This window comes from Geodermatophilus sp. YIM 151500 (assembly GCF_025716945.1).
Lineage (GTDB): Bacteria > Actinomycetota > Actinomycetes > Mycobacteriales > Geodermatophilaceae > YIM-151500.
On record NZ_JAOVZT010000013.1, the window covers coordinates 63323 to 86906 of the forward strand.

A 23584-nucleotide genomic window follows, 5' to 3' on the forward strand; every position below is an offset into this window, starting at 1 on the left:
CTCCCAGGCGCCCCGGGGGCCGGTCCGGGCCGGTGCCGCGGTGAGGCGCACGCTGGTCGTCACGAACGACTTCCCACCCCGGCAGGGCGGCATCCAGACGTTCGTCGCCGCGCTGCTGGCCCGGCGGCCGCCGGAGTCGCTCGTCGTGCTCGCCTCCGACCACCCGGGCTCGGTCGAGCACGACGCCCGGTTGCCCTACCCGGTCGTCCGCCGGCCCACGGGCGTGCTCCTGCCGACGCGGGCCACCGCCCGCGCCGCCGTCGACCTGGTCCGCCGGTACGGCTGCGACACCGCCTTCTTCGGGGCGGCCGCGCCGCTGGGGCTGCTCGCCCCGGCGCTGCGGGCCGCCGGCGTCCGCCACCTGGTCGGGGCCACCCACGGGCACGAGACCGGCTGGGTGGCGCTGCCCGGCGCGCGCGCCGCGATGCGCCGCATCGCCGCCGGCCTCGACGTGCTGACCTACATCAGCGAGTACACCGGCAGCCGGCTGACGCCCGTCCTGGGCGGGCGGACGCGGCTGGCGCAGCTGTCACCCGGGGTGGACGTCGACGCCTACACCCCGGCCGCCGACGGCGCGGCGGTCCGCGAGCGGTACGGCCTGGACGGGGCGACGGTGGTGGTCTGCGTCTCCCGGCTGGTGGCCCGCAAGGGGCAGGACGTGCTCGTCGCCGGCTGGCCCCGGGTGCTCGACCGCCATCCCGGCGCCCGGCTGCTGCTGGTCGGGGGTGGGCCGGCCGAGGCGTCGCTGCGCCGGGCGGTCACCGAGCGGGGGTTGGCCGGCTCCGTGGTCCTCACCGGGCCGGTGCCGCACGTCGAGCTGCCCGAGCACTACGCCGCGGGTGACGTCTTCGCCATGCCGTGCCGGACCCGCCGCGCCGGGCTGGACGTCGAGGGGCTGGGCATGGTGTACCTCGAGGCCGCCGCGTGCGGCCTGCCGGTGGTGGCCGGCACCTCCGGCGGCGCGCCCGAGGCCGTCGACGACGGCGTCACCGGGCACGTCGTCGACCCGCGCTCGCCGTCGGCGGTCGCGACCGCCATCGCCGGGCTGCTCGACGACCCGGAGACGGCGCGCGCCATGGGAGCGGCCGGCCGGTCGTGGGTGGAGCGGCGGTGGTCGTGGACGACGATCGCCGCCACCTTCGCCGACCTGCTCGACGGCTAGCGGCCCCGCTGCGGGGGCCCGCTCCGAGCCTGCGAGGGGTGGGGGGCAGCGGGGTCCTGCGAGTACAGCGCCTCGACCTCGGCGTCGAACTCCGCAAGCACCGCGGCCCGCTTGAGCTTCAGGCTCGGGGTGAGCAGCCCGTCGGCCTCGGTGAAGTCGCGGCCCAGCACCCGGAACGCCCGGATGGCCTCGGCCTGCGACACCGCCCTGTTCGCCTCCGCGACGGCCGCCTCCAGCTCCGCGCGCAGGTCGGGGTCGTTCCGCAGCTGCTCGGGCGTGGTGCCGGGGGGCTTGCCGGTGGACTCCAGCCAGAGCGGCAGCGCCTCCTCGTCGAGGGTGACCAGCGCGGCGATGAAGGGGCGCTGGTCACCGACGACGATGCACTGGCTGACCAGCCGGTGGGCGCGCAGCCGGTCCTCCAGCACCGCGGGCGCGACGTTCTTGCCGCCCGCGGTCACCAGGATCTCCTTCTTCCGCCCGGTGATCTTCAGGAAGCCGTCGCCGTCGAGCTCGCCGAGATCACCGGTGTGCAGCCAGCCGTCGTCGTCGATCGCCTCCTTCGTGGCCTGCTCGTTGTTCCAGTAGCCGCGCATGACGATGCCGCCGCGGATCAGGATCTCGCCGTCGTCGGCGATCGCCGCACCGACGCCCGGCAGCGGCCGCCCGACGGTGCCGATCCGCAGCGCGTCGTCGTGGTTCACGGACGCCGCCGCGGTCGTCTCGGTCAGCCCGTAGCCCTCGTAGACGGTGACCCCGATGCCGCGGAAGAAGTGCCCCAACCGGTCGCCGAGCGGCGCACCTCCGGAGATGGCGCCCGCGCAGCGGCCACCGAGCGCGGCGCGCAGCTTGCGGTACACCAGCTTGTCGAACAGCGCGTGCTGCAGCCGCAGGGCGAGCCCGGGCCCGTCGGCGTCGCGGGCGCGGGACCAGTCGACGGCGACCCGCGCCGCCCGGTCGAAGATGCGGCCCTTGCCGTCGGCCTCCGCCTTGGCCTTCGCGCCGTTGAAGACCTTCTCGAACACCCGGGGGACGGCGAGGACGAACGTGGGCCGGAACGCGCCGAGGTCCTCGACCAGGTTGCTCACGTCGGCGGTGTGGCCGATCACCGTGCGGGTGCGGACCGCGCCGACCTCCAGGACCCGGGCCAGCACGTGCGCCAGCGGGATGAACAGCAGCAGCGAGCCGTCCGCGTTCATGTAGCGGTCGAGCAGGCTCATGCCGTTGCCGACCTCGAACAGGAAGTTGGCGTGGGTGAGCTCGCAGCCCTTGGGCCGCCCCGTCGTCCCGGACGTGTAGATCAGCGTGGCGAGGCTGTCGGCCGACAGCGTGGCGCGACGGGCCTGCAGCTCCTCGTCCGGCACGTCGCGGCCGGCGGCCACCAGCGCGCCGACGGCGTCGTCGTCGAGCACGTGCAGCGACCGCAGCGCCGGCGCCTGGTCGCGGACCGACTCGACGGCCGCGGCGTGCTCGGGCCGTTCGACGATCGCGGCCGTGGCACCGGAGTCGGCGAGGATCCACGCGACCTGGTCGGCGCTGGAGGTCTCGTAGACCGGGACGACGACGGCGCCGGCCGCCCAGATGGCGAAGTCGCAGACGGTCCACTCGTAGCGCGTCCGGGCCTGCAGGGCCACCCGGTCGCCCGCCTGGACGCCGGCCGCGACCAGCCCCTTGGCCACGCCGGCCACCTCGTCGCCGAACTGCCGCCAGGTGACGTCGACCCACCGCCCGTCGACCCGACGGCGCAGGCCGACCTCGTCGCCGTGTTCGGCGACGTTGGCGGCGAGCATGTCGGGGACGGCCTCGTCCGGACCCACCTCGCAGATCGCGGGGACGGAGAACTCGCGCACGACTGGTCCCTTCCCCCCGACCGGCCGGGCGCCGTCGCCCGCCGCCCCGGCCCGGGATCGTCCCGTCCGAATCTAGCCGCTGCCCCTACCCGTGAGTAGCAGAACGCCGGGACGGCACCCCGGAGAGCGAGGTCGAACGGTTAGCCTGCTGCGCATGGCCGACCAGTCCACCCAGTCGATCGTCGTCGACGCGCCCGCGGCCGAGGTCATGGCGGTCATCGCCGACTTCCCTTCCTATCCGCAGTGGGTGGCGGCGGCCCGGGAGGTCGAGGTGCTCGAGACCGGGCCGGACGGGCGGGCCCGCCGCGTGCACTTCGTCCTCGACGCCGGCGCGGTGAAGGACGACTACGTCCTCGACTACACGTGGGAGGACGACCGCCGGGTCTCCTGGAGCCTGGTGCAGGGACAGATGCAGAAGCGCCAGGACGGTTCCTACGTGCTCGCCGAGCTGGGCGGCCGCACCGAGGTGACGTACGCGATCGCGATCGACCTCTCCATCCCGATGCTCGGGATGATCAAGCGCAAGGCGGAGAAGGTCATCCTCGACACGGCGCTCAAGGAGCTCAAGAAGCGCGTCGAGGGCTGACCGCCGTGCAGATCCTCCTGATCACCGGTCCCGGCGGGGCCGGGACGTCGACCTGCGCCGCGGCCGCGGCCGTGCGCGCCGCCCGCGCCGGCCGGCGCACGGTGCTGCTCACCCGGCAGCGCCCGCCGGTCACCGGGCTGGACGGCGAGCCCGGCCTCGAATCGGTCGTCGTCGACCCCCGGGCGGCGCTGGAGCGGTTCTGGGCGGGCTCGGTCGACCGGGTCAGCGCCGTCCTGCCCCAGCTGGCTCCGCCGCCGGCCAGCTCGGTGGTGCCCGTGCCCGGCGTGGCCGAGCTGGCCCTGCTGGCCGAGCTGGCCCGGATCGAGGCCGACCTCGTCGTCCTGGACGCCGGCCCGGTCGAGGCCGCGACCGGGCTCGTGGAGCTGCCCTCGACGCTGCGGTGGTGGCTCGCCCGGCTGGTCCCGCCGCGGGTGCGCACCCTCGCCGCGGTCGGCCGGTCCGCCGGCGTGCTCGGCGGCGCTCCCGGCGCCCTCGGCGCGGCCGCGGTGTCCGCACTGCCCGCGCTGGAGGGGTTGCTGGCGAGCAGTCCGCTCGCCGACCCGTCCCGGATCACCGCCTGGTTCGCCGCGCTGCCCCGGCCGGGCACGGCCGCGGAACTGCGCACGGCGGCGACGGCGCTGGCGCTGCACGGCGTCCGGGCGACGGCGGTGCTCGCGCGCGTGCTGCCGAAGCTCGACGGATCCCCGTGGGCCGTGCTCCGCGGCGCGGAGCAGGAGGCGGCGCTGGCCGAGCTGGAGGAGGTGGCCCCCGTGCGGCGGGTCCCCGAGGCGGCGAGCGCCCCGGCCGACGTCGATGGAGTGGTGGCGCTGTTGCCCGACGGCGGCCCGTTCGCCGGCAACGTGCGGGACGGCGGCGCGGCGCCGGACAGCGGCACCCCGTACGCCGCACCCGAGCGGATGGCCGGTGGCTGGCGGCTGTCCGTGCCGTTGCCCTTCGCCGAGCGGTCCGACGTCGGCCTGGCCCGGTGGGCAGACGACCTCGTGGTGCACGCGGGCGGGCGCCGGCGGTCGCTGCGGCTGGACCCGCTGCTGCGCCGGTGCACCGTGACCGGCGGCCGGCTCGACCGCGCCGGCACGGCCGACGCCGTCCTCGAGGTCACCTTCGTCCCGGATCCGCAGCAGTGGCCGGCCGACCTGCTCGCCGCCCAGGAGCGGACCGGATGACCGCCGCCGACCCGGACGACGGTGCGCGCGCCCTGGTCGACGCGTTGCGCGCGCTGCTCGCCGACGCGGCCGCGCGGCTCGCGGCCGGCGCCGGCCCGATCGGCGTGGCGGACCCGGCCGGCGCACCCGGCCCGGTCGGTGGCGCCGCCCCGCCCGGCCCGCCCGGTGAGCCCGGCCCGCCCGGTGGGCCCGGCCCGCCCGGTGGGCCCGGCCCGCCCGGTGCGACGGCGCACGGCGGCCCCTACTGCAGGTGGTGCCCGTTGTGCCAGGCTGCCGCGGTGCTGCGTGGCGAGCGTCCCGAGGTCACCGCCGCCCTGGCCGACGTCCTGTCGGCCACGGCGACGGCGCTGCGGACCCTGACCGCGGCCGCCGCGACGCCCCGGCCCGGCGACGGGACCCCGGCCGCCGGCGGGGGTGCGCCCCCCTGCGACGCGGACGGCGAGCGTCCCGCGGACCCACCGCCGTCCGTCCAGTGGATCGACATCGCATGACCACCTCCTCGCAACGCACCGTCGACGGCGTCCCCGCGGCCGCGCCGGAGGACGCCGCCGGGTTGCCCGCCCTGGGCATCGACATCGGCGGCACGAAGGTCGCCGGCGGGATCGTCGCCCCCGACGGCCGCGTGCTCGACACCGCCCGCCGGGCCACGCCCGGCACGTCGGTGAGCGAGACCGAGGACGTCATCGTCACGGTGGTCGAGGAGCTGGCCGCCCGGCACGGCGGTGAGCTCGTCGGCGTGGGCATCGGGGCGGCCGGCTGGTTCGACCGCACCGGTGACACCGTGCTGTTCAGCCCGCACCTGGCCTGGCGGCACTCGACGCTGCGCAGGGACCTCATCGCGCGGCTGCAGCGGCCGCTGTGGGTGGGCAACGACGCCGACGCCGCCGCCTGGGCCGAGTACCGCTACGGGGCCGCCCGCGGCGCCAGCCTCGCGCTGATGATCACCCTGGGCACCGGGATCGGCGGCGGCCTCGTCATCGACGGCCGGCTGCACCGCGGCGCCCACGGCGTGGCGGGGGAGTGGGGGCACATGCGGGTCGTGCCCGACGGGCGGTTGTGCGCCTGCGGCAACCGCGGCTGCTGGGAGCAGTACGCCAGCGGCACGGCGCTCGGGCAGACCGCCCGGGAGGTCGCACGCAGCTCGCCGGCCGCGGCCGCCCGCTTGCTGGAGCGGGTGGACGGCGACGGCGCCCGGCTCACCGGCGAGGACGTCGCGAAGGCCGCCGCGGAGGGCGACCCGCTGGCGCTGGAGCTGCTCGCCGAGGTCGGCACGTGGCTCGGCCAGGGCATCGCCGATCTTTCCGCCGTCCTCGACCCCGAGGTCGTCGTGATCGGCGGCGGGGTGAGCGTGCTCGGCGAGATGGTGCTCGGCCCGGCGCGCAGCCGGCTGGAGCGAGCGCTGCCCGGCCGCACGTTCCGGCCCGGGCCGCGGGTGGTGGCCGCGGAGCTGGGCGCGCAGGCCGGTCTCATCGGCGCCGCCGACCTGTCGCGCCAGTCCGTCGCCGAGCACCAGCCCTGACGCGGAGTGCGGGGAGCGAGGAAACCTCGCTCCCCGCACTCCGCGTCAGGTCAGCTCGCGGGCCAGCTGCTCGAGGAACAGGCCGATGTCGGTGACGATGCCCATGGCCTGCGCACTGCCGCGGTCGGCCAGCTTGGTGACCGTCGCCGGGTTGATGTCGACGCAGACCAGCGGGATCGACGCAGGCAGGATGTTGCCGGTGGCGATGGCGTGCAGCATGGTCGCGACCATGATCGCGAAGCCGACGCCGGGGAGCTGCGCGCGCATCGCCCGCTGACCCTCGATGACGTCGGTGTGCACGTCGGGCAGCGGCCCGTCGTCGCGCACCGAGCCCACGAGCACGAACGGCTTGCCGGCCCGCACCAGGGCGTGCATGACGCCGCCGGTCAGCACGCCGGACTCGACGGCCGCGGCGATCGATCCGGCCGCGCGGATGGTGTTGATCGCGCGGATGTGGTGTTCGTGGCCGTGCGGCACACCGGAGCCCTTGGCCAGATCGACGCCCAGCGAGGTCCCGTACAGCGCCGACTCGATGTCGTGCGTGGCCAGCGCGTTGCCGGCGAACAGGACGTCGACGTAGCCGGCCTCCACCAGCCGCACCATGGCGGGGGAGGCCCCGGTGTGCACGACGGCCGGCCCCCCCACCCACAGCACCTTGCGGCCGGCCGCCTTGACCTCGCGCATCCGCTCGGCGATCTGGCGCACCAGCACCGCCTGCGGCTTCTCGCTCGACACCGCCGAGCCCATGAAGCCGAACTCCTCCTCCTCGCCCCGGACGACCGACGGCGGCATCTCCACCCGGACGCCGTGCGCGCCGCACACCACGGCCTCACCGGCGCGCACGTCGCTGACCGGCACGGTGCGGACGACGCGCCGCCCGCCGGACTCGTCGACCACCAGCCCGCAGTCCATCTCGGCGCGGTCGGTGGGGATCCACTCCCGGTCCAGCCGGACGAAGGTGTCGAGGTTGGTGGTCGAGTAGAAGTCGTCGGGGAAGACGCCGTCGGCCGGCGCGGGCCGGGTGATGGCCGTCCCCGGGTCGACGGCGTTGGCGCCGTGGGTCTGCAGGCGCATGACGATGCGCTCGAGCAGGTCCGGGTCCGTGGCGCGGATCTGGATGTGCGCCCGCGACTCGTCCTCGTGCTCCCGGCCGAGCTCCAGGCTCTCGATGCGGTAGTCGCCGCCGTACTCCAGGACGTCGTCGAGGACGCGGGCGAGCACGCCGGTGTCCATGAGGTGGCCGGACAGCGTGACCGTCGTCGAGTGCGGATCGGTGCTCACGCCCGGCACGGTAGAGGACGCGTCATCACCGCTGACCACGTCGGCGGAGGTCGCGACGAGTGGGGGTCCGGAGGGTCTCCGCGAGGAGCGGCGGGCGGGCTCCGCTCGGGCGGAGGACGGCTGCTGGCCGCGGTGGGAGTGACGAGTGGGAGTCCGGAGGACGACAGGAGGTGGAGCCTCACACGACCGCGCCGTCGTCGCCGTCGTCGACCGAACGCTCGCGCATCCGCGACACGAGCAGGGCGACGCCGCCGGCGATGGCCGCGACGCCGAGGACCAGGCCGACGTCGGCGGACAGCCGCAGCAGCCCCGGCATGCCGACGAGCAGGACGCCGGCGACCACGAGCAGCACCGCGTAGAGCGCGGCCGGTGCCGGCACGCCCAGCGGCGGGGCGGGCGGCGGCTCGTAGTGCTCGTCGGGCCGGTCGAGCACCGAGGGTTCGTGCGGCGGCGGGGGCGGCGCGTCGGAGGGCTCGCCGTCGGCGACCGGGCGCCCCTCCTCCGCCTCGAACGCCGCCACGATGCGGGCCCACTCGGCGTCCTCGTCGATGTTCCGGCGGACGGCGGCCCGCTCGGGCACCGGCCCCGGGGCGCGCCGCTCGGCGTGGTCGTCGGCGCGCCGCTCGACGTGGTCGTCGGCGTGCCGGTCGACCAGCTCGCGCGCCTCGGCGCGGCGGGACCGGTCGACGTAGAGCCGGTCGGTGGGCGGGCTGGGCAGGAACACCGTGCGGGTGTACGGCCCGACGTCGGCCGAGGGCTCCAGGTAGGCGGGGATGCCGGCCAGCTGCAGGACGTCGAGCAGGTGTTCGCCCACCCGCGGGTCGACGTCGCGCAGCGGGCTCCACAGGGCGGCGTCCAGGCCGTTGTCCCGGCGGCCCCGCCGGGCCGGGGTCACCGCCGCCCCGCCGCAGGGCGGGCGCCGGCGCGCGCCCGCATCCACTCCGCGGACCGGGCGAAGATCGCCGGGGCGTCGTTGTCCAGGGTCGCCACGTGGTAGCTGTCGTCGAGGAGCACCTGCTCCACGTCGTCGGTGGACACCCCGTCGAGCAGCAGGTTGCTCGACTCGGGCTCGACGACGTGGTCCTCGCGGCTGGTGAAGACGAGCACGGGGGCGGTGACGCGGTGCAGGTCGGCCCGGGTCGCCGCCCACAGCCGTCGCAGGGCCAGCATGCCGCGCAGCGGCAGCCGGTCGTAGGCCAGCTCGGCGACGCCGGGCTTCTTGATGTCGCTGCCGATCGGCGACCAGCTGCCGGTCACCCGTGCCAGCACCGGCAGCAGCCGCGCGTCGAGCCGGCGGGTCGACAGCGACGGGTTCACGGCGACCAGACCCGCGACCTCGTCGGGCCGCAGCTCGGCCACCCGGGTGGCCAGCGTGCCGCCCATCGACAGGCCGGCCAGGAAGACCGCGTCGCACCCCGCGGCGAGGGCGTCGAAGGCGGTGAGCACCGTCGCGAGCCAGTCGTCCTCGCCGACGGCGTTGCAGTCCTGCCAGCGCGTGCCGTGCCCGGGGAGCAGCGGGCAGCGCACGGGGAAGCCCTCCGCCGCCAGGTGCTCGCCCCAGGGGCGCATGCTCATGGGGGTGCCGGTGAAGCCGTGCACGAGCAGCACGCCCGTGCGACCGGCCGGGCCGTGGCCGGTGAACTCGAACGGCTCGCCGCCGGGCATCACCCCGGCGGCGGGCACGTCGGGTCTCGACACGTCGGCCTCCTCGGCGACCGGGCGACAGGGCCGACCGGCTGGGACGGCTGCGGGTGTGCCCCGCAGGCGGCGGCCGATTGTCCATCGGCCCATGGGCTCCCTAGTCTGGCAGCTCACGAGGGAGGCGTGTTGTTCTACTGGTTCCTCAAGTACGTCGCGATCGGGCCGGCCGTCCGGCTGGTCTTCCGGCCGCGTGCCGAGGGCACGGAGCACGTCCCCCGGACGGGTGCCGCCATCCTCGCGAGCAACCACCTGGCGGCCTCCGACTGGATCTTCATGCCGCTGTCGCTGCGCCGCCGGGTCACCTTCCTGGCCAAGGCCGAGTACTTCCGAGGCTCCGGCGTGAAGGGCTCCCTGCAGCGGCTGTTCTTCGCCGGCAGCGGGCAGGTGCCCATCGACCGCACCGACGCCTCCGCGGCCGAGGACGCCATCCGCACCGGCATCCGCATCCTCTCCGAGGGCAAGCTGCTGGGCATCTACCCGGAGGGCACCCGCTCGCCCGACGGGCGCCTGTTCCGCGGCAAGACCGGGGTGGCCCGGATGGCGCTGGAAACGCGTGTCCCGGTCGTGCCGGTCGCGATGGTGTACCGCCGGCGCGCGCTGCCCTTCGGCCGGTCGATCACCACGGTGCGGGTGCGCTTCGGGAAGGCGCTCGACTTCTCCCGCTACGAGGGACTGTCCGGCGACCGGTTCGTCGAGCGGTCGATCACCGACGAGATCATGTACGCGATCTTGAAGCTGTCCGGTCAGGAGTACGTCGACGTCTACGGCGCCGCGGTGAAGAAGACGATGGACGCGACCGGGTCCAGCGCCGTGGAGATCATCGCCCGGCTGCTGCCGCCGGTCGACGAGGCCGTCGACCGGGCGCCGACGTCGCTGGCCGGCTGAGCTGGGGCGGGCTTCCAGCCCCGCCCGGCCGCAGGCTCGCGGCGGGCCGCTGCACGGCCGCCGCTCCCCGGCCCTCGCGAGCTCGCGGCGGTGTCCGGGACGCCGGTGACGGAGGACGGCGGCACCTACCGTGGGTCCGTGCGGCGGTTCTTCTACGACACCGAGTTCATCGAGGACGGCGCGACGATCGACCTGGTCTCGATCGGGGTCGTCGACGAGACCGGCCGCGAGTTCTACGCCGTCAGCACCGAGTTCGACCCGGGCCGGGCGATCCCCTGGGTGCGCCGCAACGTGCTCGACCAGCTGCCACCGCCGGCCGACCGCGCCTGGCGGAGCCGGGGGCGCATCCGCGATGACCTGCTGGCCTTCCTCACCGGCCCGGGTGAGGAGATCGAGCTGTGGGCGTGGTTCGCCGCCTACGACCACGTCGCCCTGTGCCAGTTGTGGGGGCCGATGCCCGCACTGCCGCGGCCGATCCCGCGGTTCACCCGCGAGCTGCGCCAGCGCTGGGACGACGTCGGCCGCCCCGAGCTGCCGCCCCCGCCGGAGGGCGCCCACGACGCCCTGGTCGACGCCCGCCACAACCTCGCCCGCTGGCGCGCCATGGAGGGCGTCCGCCGCTGAGGCCGAGGGCCGGCGGGAGGGAGCCGCCCGCCGTCGAGCATGAGCGGAAACGTCGCGGAGCCGTCATGGATCCGGCCTACCGCTGGTCGTACCTGCCGCCTAGCGTCCGGACATGGCGACGGGGTTCGGCTCCACCGGCCCGTCCCGGCTGCAGCTGGCCGGGGAGGTCTGGCACGCGCTGCTGGTCGCCGCCCGACGCGTGGCGGCCGGCGTCTACTTCGTGCTCGCGCTGCTCGGCGCGGTCGTGGGCCCACCCTCGGCCGCCCTGGTCTGGGGACCGGTGGTGGCGGCGCTGGCCGCAGGTGTGGTCGCACTCGTCACGCCGGGCTTCCGGCAGTCCCCCACGGCGCGCCGGGCGGCGGCCGCGGCCGCCGGGCTGGGCCTGCTCGCCCCGCCGTTCAGCCACGGTCTCGGATTGCTGGGTCCCGGTGGTGCCGTCCTGCTGGTGGCCCTTCTCGTCCTCGGTGCCGTGACCGTCGTCGACTGGATGCTGACCAGCCCGGAGGACGGCCCGGGCGCGGCGCTCTGCCGACTGGCCCAGCTGCGGCGCGTCCTGCCCGAGCTCCCCGTCGAGGCGCTCGAGCGCGAGTGGCACGACTCCTCGGCCGCCCTGCGGTCCGCCGCCGGACCGGAGGCGCAGGCCCTCGCCGTCCAGCTGCGCGCCGAGCTGCTCGACGAGCTGGCCCGGCGAGATCCCGAGCGGCTCCGGCGGCTGCTCCGCGAGCAGGACGGCGGCCCGGACCCGTGGGGTGCCTTCCGAGGCGCGTGACCAGCCCGTGCGGGACCCTGCCGGGGCGACGTCGGGCCCCCGCCCTCAACCGCGCAGGGCCACCCAGTCCTCGGGGTGCGCGCGCAGGTGTTCGCCGACGGTCCGCGCCGGGCGGCCGGTCAGCCGGGGGACGGCGTCACCGACGGTGGCCATCTCGCCGGCGGCGATCGCCAGGTAGCTGGTCACCCAGCCCTCGACCTCCCAGTCGCCGCGGCCGAGGGGACGCCGGGCCGCCCATGCCTCCTCGACCGTCTGCGGGCGGTACTCGGCCGGGCGCCCGGTCACCTCCTGCAGCACGGCGGCCGCTTCCGCCAGGCTGACGGCCTCCGGGCCGGTCACGTCCAGGGCCTGCCCGTCGAACCGGCCGGAGTCGTCGAGCAGGACCACGGCGGCGACGTCGGCGAGATCGTCCCGCGACACGAAGCTGACGCGTCCCTCGCCGGCCGGGGCGGCGATGACCGCCCGGTCGCCCTCGACGCCGGCGAAGAACGGCACGAAGTCGGCGTACAGGCCGTGCCTCAGGAAGGTCCACCGGGCGCCGGTGGCCCGGATCCGGTCCTCGGTCGCCGCGTGCTGGCGGCCGAGGGTGAACGTGGCGTCGAGGCGGGCGCCGAGGTAGGAGGTGTAGACGATGCGCTGGACGCCGGCGGCCGCGGCGGCGTCGACGGCGGAGTGGTGCTGCGCCAGCCGGTCCTCGGCCTCGGCGGCCGAGACCAGGTACACGGTGTGCGCACCGGTGAGCACGGCGGCGAGGCCCGGGCCGTCGGCGTAGCCGCCGCGGTTCTCCGCCACCTCCGCTCCGGGCACACGCGGCGCCCGGGAGGCGTCGCGGACGACGAGCCGCAGGTGCACCCCCTCCGCGCCGGCGAGCCGGTCGACCACCCGTCGGCCGAGCGCGCCGGTCGCCCCGGTGATCGCGACGGTCCTCCGGTGCTCCGCTGCCGAGGTCACCCGCGCCGCAACCGTCCTCCGCCGGAGCGCATTCCCGCCGCCGCGGGCTCGGTCGCGGCGGCGCGACGGGCCCAACGACCGCGACGCCCGGTCCGGCCGGATCAGACGGTGAACACGCCGAGGAGCCGGTTGAGCTCGCGGGACGACGCGTCGAGCCCGCGGGCGGCGCCGCGCGCCCGCTCGATGTCCTCGGCGCTGTCCTGCGCGTTCCGGCTGACGTCGGTCAGCGTCCCGGTGACCGCGCCCACGCCGTTGGCGGCGGTCGCCACGCTGCGGGTCAGCTCCCGCCTGGTGGCCGACCGCGCCTCCACGGCGCTGGCGATCGTGGTCTGGTGGTCGACCATCGTGCGCACCACGTCGGCGATCCGGCCCATCGCGCGCACCGCGGCGCCGGTGTCGCCCTGGATCGTCTGCACCGACTCCGTCTCCGCGGCCAGCTCGGCCGCCTGCCGGCCGACCGCGGCGCACGCCGTCGTCCGCCCGCTGCCGTCCCGTTCCGGCCGCGTGGCCTGCGGCATCATGACGCCCAGCGACCCGAGCAGCCGGCGTCCACCTCCCGGAGGAACGACATGCGCATCGGCATCCTGACCGGCGGCGGCGACTGCCCCGGTCTCAACGCCGTCATCCGGGCCGTCGTGCGGAAGGGCGTCGGCCAGCACGGCGACGAGATCGTCGGCTTCCGCGACGGCTGGCGCGGCGTGCTGGAGGGCGACACCGTGCCGCTGGACCTCGCGGCCGTGCGCGGGATCCTGCCGCGCGGCGGCACGGTGCTGGGCACCAGCCGGACCAACCCCTACGCCATGGAGGGCGGTGCCGACCGGGTCATGGCCACGCTCGACCGGCTGGGCATCGAGGCGCTCGTGCCCATCGGCGGGGAGGACACCCTGGGGGTGGCCACCCAGCTGGCCGCGGCCGGGCTCCGCGTGGTCGGCGTGCCCAAGACCATCGACAACGACCTGGACGCCACCGACTACACGTTCGGCTTCGACACCGCCGTCGGGGTGGCCATGGAGGCGATCGACCGGCTGCACACCACCGGTGACAGCCACCACCGCACCCTGGTCGTGGAGGTGATGGGCCGGCACGCCGGCTGGATCGCCCTGCACGCCGGCATGGCCGGCGGCGCGAACGTCGTGCTGATCCCGGAGCGCCCGTTCGACGTCGACGCCGTCGTCGCGCACTGCCAGCACCGGTTCGACTCCGGCTTCTCGCCGATCGTGGTGGTGTCGGAGGGAGCCGCACCCGCCGGCGGCGAGCTGCAGCTGCTGACGGGGGAGAAGGACGCCTTCGGGCACGTGCGGCTGGGCGGCATCGGGCCGGCGCTGGCCTCGCTGATCGAGGAGCGCACCGGCCGGGAGGCGCGGGCGGTGGTGCTCGGTCACATCCAGCGCGGCGGCACGCCCTCGCCCTTCGACCGGGTGCTCGCGACCCGGTTCGGGCTGGCCGCCGTCGACGCCGTCCACGACGGGCAGTCCGGGGTGATGGTGGCGCTGCGCGGCACCGACATCGTGCGGGTCCCGCTGTCGGCGGCCACGGCGCAGCTGAAGCTGGTGCCGGTGGAGCGCTACGCCGAGGCGGAGGTGTTCTTCGGATGAGCCGCCCCGGCCGGAGCCCCGGGCGGCCGGGCCTCCGGCCCGCCGGGCCGGGCACCGGCCGAGGGATCGGTCACCCCGGCCGGGGCTGTCCGGATCGGCGGACCGCCCGCCGTACCCTCGACGGCGTGAGTCTCCCCGAGCTGCTCCCCGGGCTGGACCGGTGGCGGGACCTGCCCGCCGCCCAGCAGCCGCGGTGGCCGGACCGTGCCGCGCTGGACACCGTGCTGGACACCCTGTCGACCGTCCCGCCGATCGTGGCGCCGTCCGAGGTCGACGACCTGCGCTCCCGGCTGGCCGCGGTGGCACGGGGCGAGGCCTTCCTGCTCCAGGGCGGGGACTGCGCCGAGACGTTCGACCTCAACACCGAGCCGCACCTGCAGAGCACCACCCGCACGCTGCTGCAGATGGCCGTCGTCCTCACCTACGGCGCGAGCGTGCCCGTGGTCAAGGTGGGCCGCGTGGCCGGGCAGTACGCCAAGCCGCGGTCGGCCGACACCGACGCGCTGGGCCTGCCGTCCTACCGCGGCGACATGGTGAACTCGCTGGAGCCCGACCCGGCCAAGCGGGTGCCGGATCCCTATCGGCTGGTCCGCGCCTACGCCAACTCGGCGGCCGCGATGAACATGATCCGCGCCTACGCCCGCGGTGGGCTGGCCGATCTGCACGCGGTGCACGACTGGAACAAGGACTTCGTGGCCACCTCGCCGGCGGGCGTCCGCTACGAGGTGATCGCGCGGGAGATCGACCGGGCACTGGCGTTCATGCGCGCCTGCGGCGTCGACTCCAGCGCGCTGCACAGCGTCGAGCTGTTCAACTCCCACGAGGCGCTGGTCCTCGACTACGAGCGGGCGCTCGTGCGGGTGCACGACGGCCGGGCGTACGACCTGTCGGCGCACTTCGTCTGGGTCGGGGAGCGCACCCGCCAGATGGACGGCGCGCACATCGAGTTCGTGTCCCGGCTGGCCAACCCGATCGGCGTGAAGATCGGCCCGACGACGACGCCCGAGCAGGCCACCGAGCTCGTCGAGCGGCTCGACCCGGAGGGCGTGCCCGGCCGGCTCACCCTGATCAGCCGGATGGGCAACGGCAAGATCCGCGACGTGCTGCCCGGCATCGTGGAGAAGGTGACCGCGTCGGGCCACTCCGTCGTCTGGCAGTGCGACCCGATGCACGGCAACACCCACGAGTCCTCGACCGGCTTCAAGACCCGGCACTTCGACCGGATCGTCGACGAGGTGCTCGGCTTCTTCGACGTGCACCGGGCGCTGGGCACCTGGCCCGGCGGCATCCACGTCGAGCTGACCGGTGAGGACGTCACCGAGTGCCTCGGCGGTGCGCAGGAGATCAGCGACGAGGACCTCAACAGCCGGTACGAGACCGCCTGCGACCCGCGGTTGAACACCGGGCAGTCGCTGGAGCTGGCCTTCCTGGTCGCCGAGATGCTGCGGGGCTAGCACGTGTACTCGATCGACACCCACGCCCCCTCGGGCGTCGGAGCCGACGCGATCGACCTGCGCTCGGACACCGTCACCCGCCCCACCGAGGGCATGCGCCGCGCCATGGCCGAGGCCGAGGTCGGCGACGACGTCTACCGCGAGGACCCGACGCTCAACGCCCTCGAGGAGCGCGTCGCCGACCTGTTCGGACACGAGGCGGCGCTCTTCGTGCCGTCGGGGACGATGGGCAACCAGATCGGGTTGCGGCTGGTCTGCCGGCCGGGCCAGGAGATCCTCGGCGACGCCGAGTGCCACGTGCTGACCTACGAGATGGGTGCGGCTGCGGCGGTGTTCGGGCTGTCCAGCCGGACCGTCGTCTCCGACGGCGGGCGGCTCGACGCCGACCAGTTGATCGCCCAGGTGCGCCCGCACGGCGACTGGCACGTCACCGCCACGGCCGCGATCACGGTGGAGAACACGCACAACCGCGGTGGCGGCCGGGTGCAGCCCCTCGACGAGCTGCGGAAGCTGTGGGACTGGACCCGCGCGCACGCGGTGGACGTGCACCTCGACGGTGCCCGCATCTTCAACGCCGCCGTCGCCGAGGGGCTGCCGCTGTCGACCTACGGCCGGCTGGCCGACACCGCGTCGGTGTGCCTGTCCAAGGGGCTGGGCGCGCCGGTCGGCTCGGTGCTGGTCGCCTCGGCCGAGCGGATCGCCGAGGCCCGGTTGTGGCGCAAGCGGCTCGGCGGTGGCATGCGCCAGGCCGGCGTGCTCGCCGCGGCGTGCCTGTACGCCCTCGACCACCACGTCGACCGGCTCGCCGACGACCACGAGCACGCCCGGCTGCTGGCCGCCCGGCTCGGCGTCGACCCGGCGACGGTCGAGACGAACATGGTCGTCTTGGACGACGTCCCGGCGCCGGTGATCGCCGAGGCGGCCAAGGCCGAGGGCGTCCTGGTCGGGCGGGCGGGTCCGCGTCGGCTGCGGCTGGTCACCCACCTCGACGTCGACAAGGCCGCGGTCGAGCGCGCCGCCGACGTCCTGGCCCCGCTCCTCGACGACTGAGCTCCGGCGCGCCGACCGCGCGACCTGCGGCGTCGTCTGGTTCCCTCGTGACCATGGGCGTGTCGGACGGGATCGTCGCGGCGGTCGCCGTCCTCGCGCTGCTGGTGGCGACGCTGGCCCTGTTCTACAGCCGGCGCGCCGCCCGGGCGGCGGGCCGGTCCGAGGCGGCCGCGCAGCGCGCCGCCGATCTCGCGGCCGGTGAGCAGTCGGCCCGGCGGCGGCTGGTCCAGGACCACGCCATCCGGTGGGCGCTCAAGCGGCAGGGGGCCGCGACCAACGATCTGGTCAACATCGGCGACGCGATCGCCTACGACGTCCGCGTCGAGGTCCCCCAGGGCATGGACCTGCTGGGCCTGCCCACCGCGCGGGCGGAGGTGCCGTCGGGCGACTCGATCACCATCGGTGTCGCCCGGAGCGCGGCGTCCCGGGGCGGGATCATCCGCGTCCTCTGGCGGGACGCGCCCGACGGGCCCGACCACGAGTGGCAGCACCCGGCCGTGTGAGCCCGCGTCCGGTCAGGCGGCGGGGCGCTCCGTGCCTACCGCGCCGCGCAGGGAGCGCAGCAGGTCGATGTCCCGCGCGTGGCCGGCGGACGGCGAGCCGTCGAGTTCGCTCGGGGTCTCCACCACCACGGGGACGCCGGCCGCCGACGGGTGCGCGAGCAGTTCGCGGAACGGCCCGGGACCGGACGCGCCGCCGCCGATCGTGCCGGCACCGATCGGAGCGTGCCGGTCGCGGCGGGACCCGCAGGCGTCCAGCGAGTCGTTGGCGTGCACCAGGCCCAGCCGCCCGGGCCCGACCGTCGCCTCGAGCGCGTCCAGCGCGGCGGTCATCCCGCCGGGCACCGCGAGATCGTGCCCGGCGGCGAAGGCGTGGCAGGTGTCGAGGCAGATGCCGACCAGCGGGTGGTGGTCCAGCGCCGCGAGGTAGGGGCCGAGGTCCTCGACGGTGGCCGCCAGCGACCGCCCGCCCCCGGCGGTCGGCTCGACCAGCAACCGCGGGCCGTCGTCCGGAACCCGCTCGAGCACCGGCAGCAGCCGCTCGCGCAGCTGGCGCAGGGCCGCCTCGTAGCGGTCCTCGCCGACCGCCGAGCCGGCGTGGACGACCACGCCCGCGCAGCCCAGCTCGGCGCCGCGGCGGAGGTTGTGGGCGATGGTCGCGATCGACCGCTCGACGGTGGCCTCGGTCGGCGACCCGACGTTCACCAGGAACGGCGTGTGGACGAAGGCCGGCACGCCCCGCTCGAGGCAGCCGGCGGTGAAGGCGGCGTCCTGTGCGGGGTCGCCGTCGGAGAGCCGCCAGCCGCGCGGGTTGCCGACGAAGACCTGCACCACCTCCGCGGACACCGCGTCGGCGTAGGCGAGGCCGCCGGTGGCCAGGCCACCGCGGGTCTGGACGTGCGCGCCGATCGGCGTCGCGTGGGGGGAGCGGTGCACCGGCGCGGGCTACCCGAAGCTCAGCAGGATCTTGACGGTGGTGCCCTGCTCGACGACCTCTCCGGCCGCCGGGCTCTGCCGGTAGACCCGGTTGCCGGCCACGAACGTCGACGTCTCGACCCGGAGACCGGCGCCCTGCAGCGCCGCGGTGGCCTCCGGCTCGCTCAGGCCGTTGACGTCGGGCACCGTGACCAGCGGCGGCCCCGCGGAGACCTGGATGGTGACGGTGCTGCCGTGCGGTTGCGGACCGGCCGCGGGGCTGGGCTCCACGGCCATGACCTCGCCGACGGCGACGTCCGCGCTGCGGCCGTCCTCGGCCCGCGCGACCTGGAAGCCCTGCCGCTCCAGGTTCGCCGTGGCCGCCTCGGGGCCCAGCCCCACGACGTCGGCCACCACGACCGGGGCCGGCCCCAGGCTGACCACGACGGTGACCAGCTCGTCGCGGCGCAGCTCGGTGCCCGCCGGCGGGTCGAAGCGCAGCACCCGGCCGGCCGGGGTCTCGGCGTCGTGCTCCTCGGCCGTCGTCACCTTGACCGCCGGCAGCGTCTCCTGGATGCGGGCGGTCACCTCGTCGACCGGCCGCCCGGCCAGCTCGACGGGCACCCGGAAGCGCTCCGGTCCCTTGGAGACCACCAGGCGGACGTCGGTGCCCCGGATGGCCTCGCCGCTGCCGGGGTCGGCGGAGATGACCGAACCCTCGAGCACGTCCTCGCTGAATTCCTCGACGATCGGGTCGGGGTCCAGCCCGGCCTCCTGCAGCAGGTCGACCGCGGCCTCCTGCGGCTGGCCGGCCAGGCGCGGCACCGTCGTCCAGCGGCCCGAGCCGAGCCACCAGCCGACGGCGCCGATGGTGATCGCCAGCAGCAGGACGACGGCCATGGCCAGCCGCGCGCGGCGGCGGCGGATGTGCGGCGGCGGGCCCAGGTGCAGCCGGTCGGTGGAGGGGCGGCGGACGGGAGCGCCCGCGGGCGGCATCGCCGTCGTCCGCCCGCTGCGCCCGCCGCCGAGGACGGCGGTGCCCGGGTCGCTGGGGTGCCGGGGCCGGGGAGGCCGGTTGGTCGGCCGCAGCGTGCCGGGGCCGGCGGAGCTGCGCCCGGTCGGCACGGGCACCGGTTCGATGCCCAGGTCGTGCCGCAGGTCGGCGAGCTCCGCGAGGAAGGCGCCGGCGTCCAGCGGCCGCCCGGCCGGGTCGCGCCGGGTCGTGCGGGCGACCAGGTCGTCGACCTGCCAGGGGAGACCGGGGACCTCGGCCGAAGGCGCGGGCACGTCGTGGTGGACGTGCTGGTAGGCCACGGCGAGCGGCGTGTCACCCCCGTAGGGCGGGTGGCCGGTGAGCATCTCGTAGAGCACGATGCCGGCCGCGTAGACGTCGGTGCGCGCGTCGGCCTTGCCGCGCTCGAGCTGCTCGGGGGAGAGGTAGGCCACGGTCCCGATCAGCACGCCGCCGGTCTGGCTGGTCTGCTGCCCGGTGCCGACCACCGCGCGGGCCAGACCGAAGTCGGCCACTTTGACCACGCCGTCGACGCCGATCAGCACGTTCTCGGGCTTGATGTCGCGGTGCACGATGCCGGCCCGGTGCGCGGCGGTCAGCCCGGCGAGCACCGGCTCGAGCACGGCGAAGGCCTCGGCGACGGTCAGCCGCCCGCGGGCCTGCAGCAGGTCGCGCAGGGTGCGGCCGCGGACCAGCTCCATGACCAGGAAGACCAGGCCCTGGTCGCTGCCCTGGTCGCTGACCGACACCACGTTGGTGTGGCTGAGCATCGCCGCCGCCCGCGCCTCGCGGATGAACCGGTCGACGAAGGTCGGGTCGTGGACCAGGTGGTCGGCCATGACCTTGACCGCGACCGTGCGGTCCAGCCGCAGGTCGGTGGCGGCGTAGACGGTGGACATCCCGCCGCGGGCCACCCGCTCCTCGAGGCGGTAGCGCCCCTCGAGGACGAGGCCGACCACGGGGTCGGTCACGGCGGTGTCCACCCGGCGAGTGTAGAAGCGGGACGGGCCCGTCCCGGCCGTCACACGCGGCGTCCGGGGTGGTCGGTGCGCCTGGTGCACCTGCGGCGCGCTGCGCGGTCGACGACCGACGCGGGCGACCGGCGCGGGCCCCGGGCGTCGCCGCATAGGCTCGGTCGCATGGAGACGCTGACCCCCGGGGAGGTCGCGGAGGCGCTCGGGACCTCGCCCAACCGCGTCCGCCAGTTGCTGCGCGACGGCAAGCTGATGGCGGTGCCCGGCAGCGGGAACAGCCGGATCCCGGCGGACTTCCTCAAGGACGGCGCCGTCCTCAAGCACCTCCCGGGCCTGCTGACGGTGCTGCGCGACGGCGGCTTCACCGACGAGGAGGCGTTCACCTGGCTGTTCCGGGCCGACGACTCGCTGCCCGGCACGCCGGTCGAGGCGCTGCGCGGCGAGCGGCACACCGAGGTCACCCGCCGCGCCCAGGCGCTGGCCCTGTGACGCCGGTGGGCGCCGTGCATCCGGTTGCCGCGCCGCGCCCGAAGCGGGTGACGTGGGGCAGCTGACGTACCTGGCGCTGCTGGCCGGCTGCCTGGTGGTGACCGCCCCGCTGGAGCTGCTGCTGGGGGTGCGGGTGTACGCGCGGTGGCGGCGGCTGCTGCTGGCCCTCGTGCCGGGGTTCGTCGTCTTCGTCGCGTGGGTGCTGTACGCCATCGACCAGGGTCACTGGGCCTACGACGGCGGGCAGACCCTCGGCGTGCGGTTGCCCGGCGGCATCCCGGTCGAGGAGGTGCTGTTCTTCGTCGTCGTCCCGGTGTGCGCGGTGATGGCCCTGGAGGCGGTCCGCCGGGTGACGCGCTGGGACGCCGGCTACGTACCGGAGGAGGCGGAGCCGGTGGCGGATCGGCCATGAGCTACTCCGCGCTGGCGGTGACCTCCGTGGTCGCCGTCCTCGTCGTCGACCTGGCCGTGTACCGCACCCGCATGGTCACCCGGCCGGTGTTCTGGGTGGCCTACGCGATCATCGTGTTCTTCCAGCTGCTCATGAACGGCGTGCTGACCGGTCTGGACGTCGTCACCTACAGCCCCGGCACGATCTGGGGCCCGCGCCTGGCCTACGCGCCGGTCGAGGACCTGCTGTTCGGCTTCTCCCTGGTCACCCTCACCCTGGCCACCTGGGCCGCGGTCAACCGCCGGGCGAACACGGCCAGGCGCCGCGGCCTGGACACCCGCACCCGGCGGTCGAGCACCCGGTAGTCGGCCTTCACGATCTCGTCGAGGATCCCGCCGTACAGGGCGGTGGCCGCCCGGACGCAGTCGCGCGACTCGGGCGCGAGCATCGGCGTGCCGGGGGCGGCGTCGTCGTAGCGGCGGCGGACGACGGACACCATCTCCTGCATGAGTGCACGGAAGCGGGCGTCGTGGTGCTTGGCCGCGAGCTGCTCCCGGGTCACCCCGTGCGCGGCCATCAGGTCCGCCGGCAGGTAGACCCGGCCGCGGTCGACGTCCTCGCCGACGTCGCGCAGGAAGTTGGTCAGCTGGAAGGCCTCGCCGAGCGCGATCGCGTGCGGCGCGGCCTCCTCGCGGGTCACCCCGCGGGCCGTGCCGAGCACCGGCAGCACCTGCAGTCCGATCACCGACGCCGACCCCCACATGTAGCGGTCGAGGGCGTCGAGGTCGGCGTAGCCGGTGACGGTCAGGTCGCTGGTCATCGCCGCGAGGAAGTCGACCAGGTGCTCGACCGGGATGCGGTGGCGGCGGTAGGTGTGCACGGTGGCCAGCCGCACCGGGTCGTCGGACCAGCCGGCCTCCAGCTCCACGAGCAGCGCGCGCGACCAGTCGGCGAGATCGCCCGCCGGGTCGGCGCCCGGGACGTCGACGAGGTCGTCGGCCGTGCGGGCGGCGGCGTACAGCGCGTGGACCGCCGGACGACGGTCGGCGGTCAGCAGCCGGGTGGCGAGGTGGTAGCTCTTGCCGTGCCGGGCGTTGATCGCCGCGCAGTGCCGGTACGCGGCGTCGAGCAGCTCCTGCTGCCGCGCCCGGTCGGCGGGCGGGGACGGCGGTCGGTCGAGGGCCGTCATGCGCCGACCGGCCCGGTGATCCGCTCGGCGGCCAACCGCCCGCTGATGAGCACCATCGGCACGCCGACGCCCGGCTGCACCGTCGACCCGGCCAGGACGACGTTCTCCGGGCCCGAGCGCGGCAGCGTCGAGGGCCGGAACGGGCCGGTCTGGGCGAAGGTGTGGGCCAGTGCGAACGGGGTGCCGGCGGCCATGCCCTGGGCGGCCCAGGTCAGCGGCGTGTCCACGTGCTCGACCTCGACGGCGTCGGACAGGCCGGTCCAGCCGCGCGCCTCGAGCACGGCGAGCAGCTCGTCGCGGTAGCGCGGGGCCAGCGCCGTCCAGTCGATGTCGGGGTTGCCGCCGCTGCGCCGGTCCAGGTTCGGCGTCGGGGCGACGACGCTGAGCGCGTGGCCGCCCGGCGGCGCCAGCGACCGGTCGGTGACCGACGGCATGCTGACCAGCAGGCTCGCGTCGCTCATCGGCCGGCCGAGCCGGGTCAGCTCGGCGAACACCTCCTCCCACGCGGCGCCGAAGCTGATCGTGTGGTGCGCCTGCCCCGGCAGCTCCGCCCGGACGCCGAGCTGCAGGGCCACGCAGGACGGCGACCACACCGGCCGGCGCGGCGGCCGCAGCCCCGGCACCAGCCGGTGCGGCTGGTCGGCGGAGACGACGACGGCGTCGGCCGGGAGCCGCTCGCCGTCCGCGAGCCGGACGGCGGTGACCCGGCCGCCGGAGAGCTCGAGCTCCTCGACGGGGGAGTCGTACCGGAACGCGACCCCGGCGTCGGCCGCGGCGGCGGCGAGGGCGCGCGGCACGGCGGCGATCCCGCCCACCGGGTGCCACACGCCGGCGCCGATGTCGAGCTGGGCGATGACGGCGTACGCGGCGATCGCCCGGAACGGCGACACCCCCGCGTACAGCGCCTGGAAGCTGAACAGCCGGCGCAGCCGGTCGTCGTGGAAGGCCCGTGCCACGTGCCGGGACAGCCGGCCGAAGCCGCCGCGGCGGACGAGCGCGACCAGCTCGGGGCCGAGCAGGTCCAGCGGGGTGTCGAGGTTGCGGTCGATGAAGGTGCGCAGCTGCAGGCGGTACAGCTCGGCCAGATCGGCCAGGTAGCGGCGCAGGTTGCCGGCCTCGGCGGGACCGGCCAGCCGCTCGACCTCGGCGGCGAAGGCGTCGGGGTCGGCGTGCACGTCCAGGTGCGAGCCGTCGGCGAACTGCGCCCGGTAGGTGGTGTCCAGGCGGATCAGGGAGAGCCGCTCCTCGAGCTTCTCGCCCACGGCGGCCAGCGTGTCGGCCACGAGCTCCGGCGCGGTGAACACCGACGGGCCGGTGTCCAGCGCGTAGCCGGCGCGTTCGATCCGGCCGGCGCGCCCGCCGGGGCCTGCGCCGCGCTCGACGACGGTGACCTGGCGGCCGGCGCCGCGCAGCCGGAGGGCGGCGGCGAGGCCGGCCAGGCCGGCACCCACGACGACGACGCGGTCGGTCCGCCCGGGGACGGTGCGCAGACGGGGCATCCGGGGC

The 23584-nt window shown here is 75.9% G+C and carries 24 protein-coding genes and 1 pseudogene; 15 read left to right on the forward strand and 10 right to left on the reverse strand.

What is annotated here, in order from left to right; translation table 11 throughout:
• The first annotated feature begins 40 nt into the window (after positions 1-40).
• On the forward strand, positions 41-1162 hold the full coding sequence (locus tag OF117_RS18460) for a glycosyltransferase family 4 protein (RefSeq protein ID WP_263554310.1): 1122 nt from the start codon (positions 41-43) through the stop codon (positions 1160-1162).
• Here OF117_RS18460 and OF117_RS18465 read toward each other — a convergent pair.
• Positions 1159-3009 carry an AMP-dependent synthetase/ligase gene (locus OF117_RS18465; RefSeq protein ID WP_263554311.1) on the reverse strand — a complete coding sequence of 617 codons (1851 nt, stop codon included), beginning with the start codon at positions 3007-3009 and terminating at the stop codon, positions 1159-1161. The two genes, OF117_RS18460 and OF117_RS18465, sit on opposite strands and share 4 nt — an antisense overlap.
• Before the next feature lie 154 nt (positions 3010-3163).
• On the opposite strand from OF117_RS18465, the gene OF117_RS18470 reads away from it, so the two are divergent.
• The 4 genes from OF117_RS18470 to OF117_RS18485 are packed head-to-tail and all read left to right on the forward strand — an operon-like array spanning position 3164 to position 6298.
• Positions 3164-3595, forward strand: coding sequence for an SRPBCC family protein (locus OF117_RS18470; protein WP_263554312.1), 432 nt, complete (start codon positions 3164-3166; stop codon positions 3593-3595).
• Positions 3596-3600: 5 nt separating this feature from the next.
• Positions 3601-4779 carry an ArsA-related P-loop ATPase gene (locus tag OF117_RS18475; protein WP_263554313.1) on the forward strand — a complete coding sequence of 393 codons (1179 nt, stop codon included), beginning with the start codon at positions 3601-3603 and terminating at the stop codon, positions 4777-4779.
• Entirely contained in the window at positions 4776-5270 is a 495-nt protein-coding gene (locus OF117_RS18480; protein ID WP_263554314.1) for a hypothetical protein, read from the forward strand. The genes OF117_RS18475 and OF117_RS18480 overlap by 4 nt, the downstream gene beginning before the upstream one ends.
• Positions 5267-6298 carry an ROK family glucokinase gene (locus OF117_RS18485; protein WP_263554315.1) on the forward strand — a complete coding sequence of 344 codons (1032 nt, stop codon included), beginning with the start codon at positions 5267-5269 and terminating at the stop codon, positions 6296-6298. The genes OF117_RS18480 and OF117_RS18485 overlap by 4 nt, the downstream gene beginning before the upstream one ends.
• Before the next feature lie 45 nt (positions 6299-6343).
• Here the strand turns inward: OF117_RS18485 and OF117_RS18490 are convergent, their stop codons facing one another.
• The 3 genes from OF117_RS18490 to OF117_RS18500 form a co-directional block, all read right to left on the reverse strand.
• Complete coding sequence (locus tag OF117_RS18490) at positions 6344-7579, reverse strand: TIGR00300 family protein (protein WP_263554316.1); 1236 nt, start codon at positions 7577-7579, stop codon at positions 6344-6346.
• A 178-nt stretch (positions 7580-7757) separates the two neighbouring features.
• Positions 7758-8474 carry a hypothetical protein gene (locus OF117_RS18495; RefSeq protein WP_263554317.1) on the reverse strand — a complete coding sequence of 239 codons (717 nt, stop codon included), beginning with the start codon at positions 8472-8474 and terminating at the stop codon, positions 7758-7760.
• Entirely contained in the window at positions 8471-9277 is an 807-nt protein-coding gene (locus tag OF117_RS18500; protein WP_263554318.1) for an alpha/beta hydrolase, read from the reverse strand. Before OF117_RS18500 ends, OF117_RS18495 begins: the two co-directional genes overlap by 4 nt.
• Positions 9278-9403: 126 nt before the next feature.
• On the opposite strand from OF117_RS18500, the gene OF117_RS18505 reads away from it, so the two are divergent.
• The 3 genes from OF117_RS18505 (at position 9404) to OF117_RS18515 (ending at position 11558) form a co-directional block, all read left to right on the forward strand.
• On the forward strand, positions 9404-10165 hold the full coding sequence (locus OF117_RS18505; RefSeq protein WP_263554319.1) for a lysophospholipid acyltransferase family protein: 762 nt from the start codon (positions 9404-9406) through the stop codon (positions 10163-10165).
• A 138-nt stretch (positions 10166-10303) separates the two neighbouring features.
• Positions 10304-10789, forward strand: a complete 486-nt coding sequence (locus OF117_RS18510) for a polyadenylate-specific 3'-exoribonuclease AS (RefSeq protein WP_263554320.1) — start codon at positions 10304-10306, stop codon at positions 10787-10789.
• Positions 10790-10901: 112 nt separating this feature from the next.
• The gene (locus OF117_RS18515) at positions 10902-11558 is read left to right on the forward strand and encodes a hypothetical protein (protein ID WP_263554321.1); all 657 of its coding nucleotides are present in this window, start codon (positions 10902-10904) and stop codon (positions 11556-11558) included.
• A gap of 45 nt (positions 11559-11603) precedes the next feature.
• On the opposite strand, the gene OF117_RS18520 is transcribed toward OF117_RS18515, so the two are convergent.
• Both OF117_RS18520 and OF117_RS18525 read right to left on the reverse strand, forming a co-directional pair.
• Positions 11604-12509, reverse strand: coding sequence for an SDR family oxidoreductase (locus OF117_RS18520; protein WP_263554322.1), 906 nt, complete (start codon positions 12507-12509; stop codon positions 11604-11606).
• Positions 12510-12610: 101 nt separating this feature from the next.
• Positions 12611-13030, reverse strand: a complete 420-nt coding sequence (locus OF117_RS18525; RefSeq protein ID WP_263554323.1) for a hypothetical protein — start codon at positions 13028-13030, stop codon at positions 12611-12613.
• A 48-nt stretch (positions 13031-13078) separates the two neighbouring features.
• Here OF117_RS18525 and OF117_RS18530 point away from each other — a divergent pair, with 48 nt between their 5' ends.
• From OF117_RS18530 to OF117_RS18545, 4 genes are all read left to right on the forward strand, one after another.
• A complete protein-coding gene (locus OF117_RS18530) occupies positions 13079-14104 on the forward strand; it encodes a 6-phosphofructokinase (protein WP_263554324.1) in 1026 nt (341 codons plus the stop codon).
• 125 nt (positions 14105-14229) lie between these two features.
• Positions 14230-15558, forward strand: a complete 1329-nt coding sequence (locus OF117_RS18535; protein ID WP_263554325.1) for a class II 3-deoxy-7-phosphoheptulonate synthase — start codon at positions 14230-14232, stop codon at positions 15556-15558.
• 3 nt (positions 15559-15561) lie between these two features.
• The gene (locus tag OF117_RS18540) at positions 15562-16608 is read left to right on the forward strand and encodes a threonine aldolase family protein (RefSeq protein WP_263554326.1); all 1047 of its coding nucleotides are present in this window, start codon (positions 15562-15564) and stop codon (positions 16606-16608) included.
• Positions 16609-16661: 53 nt separating this feature from the next.
• Positions 16662-17111, forward strand: a complete 450-nt coding sequence (locus OF117_RS18545; RefSeq protein ID WP_263554327.1) for a hypothetical protein — start codon at positions 16662-16664, stop codon at positions 17109-17111.
• Between the two features lie 12 nt (positions 17112-17123).
• Here OF117_RS18545 and OF117_RS18550 read toward each other — a convergent pair whose 3' ends face one another.
• Positions 17124-18044, reverse strand: coding sequence for a deoxyribonuclease IV (locus tag OF117_RS18550; protein ID WP_263554328.1), 921 nt, complete (start codon positions 18042-18044; stop codon positions 17124-17126).
• Between the two features lie 9 nt (positions 18045-18053).
• Entirely contained in the window at positions 18054-20018 is a 1965-nt protein-coding gene (gene pknB, locus OF117_RS18555; RefSeq protein ID WP_263554329.1) for a Stk1 family PASTA domain-containing Ser/Thr kinase, read from the reverse strand.
• 156 nt (positions 20019-20174) lie between these two features.
• Between pknB and OF117_RS18560 the strand changes: the two genes are divergently transcribed.
• The 3 genes and pseudogenes from OF117_RS18560 to OF117_RS18570 all read left to right on the forward strand — a co-directional run.
• Complete coding sequence (locus tag OF117_RS18560; protein WP_263554330.1) at positions 20175-20498, forward strand: Rv2175c family DNA-binding protein; 324 nt, start codon at positions 20175-20177, stop codon at positions 20496-20498.
• Positions 20499-20550: 52 nt separating this feature from the next.
• Positions 20551-20910: a lycopene cyclase domain-containing protein gene (locus OF117_RS18565; RefSeq protein ID WP_263554331.1), complete on the forward strand. Its 360-nt coding sequence runs from the start codon at positions 20551-20553 to the stop codon at positions 20908-20910.
• Positions 20907-21116 (forward strand): annotated as a pseudogene (locus OF117_RS18570) (lycopene cyclase domain-containing protein); the annotation flags it as partial. The gene OF117_RS18565 and the pseudogene OF117_RS18570, both read left to right, overlap by 4 nt.
• On the opposite strand, the gene OF117_RS18575 reads toward OF117_RS18570, so the two are convergent.
• Both OF117_RS18575 and crtI read right to left on the reverse strand, forming a co-directional pair.
• Positions 21113-22078 carry a phytoene/squalene synthase family protein gene (locus tag OF117_RS18575; protein WP_263554332.1) on the reverse strand — a complete coding sequence of 322 codons (966 nt, stop codon included), beginning with the start codon at positions 22076-22078 and terminating at the stop codon, positions 21113-21115. The pseudogene OF117_RS18570 and the gene OF117_RS18575 overlap by 4 nt on opposite strands.
• Positions 22075-23577: a phytoene desaturase family protein gene (gene crtI, locus OF117_RS18580; RefSeq protein WP_263554333.1), complete on the reverse strand. Its 1503-nt coding sequence runs from the start codon at positions 23575-23577 to the stop codon at positions 22075-22077. The genes OF117_RS18575 and crtI overlap by 4 nt, the downstream gene beginning before the upstream one ends.
• Positions 23578-23584 lie beyond the last annotated feature (7 nt).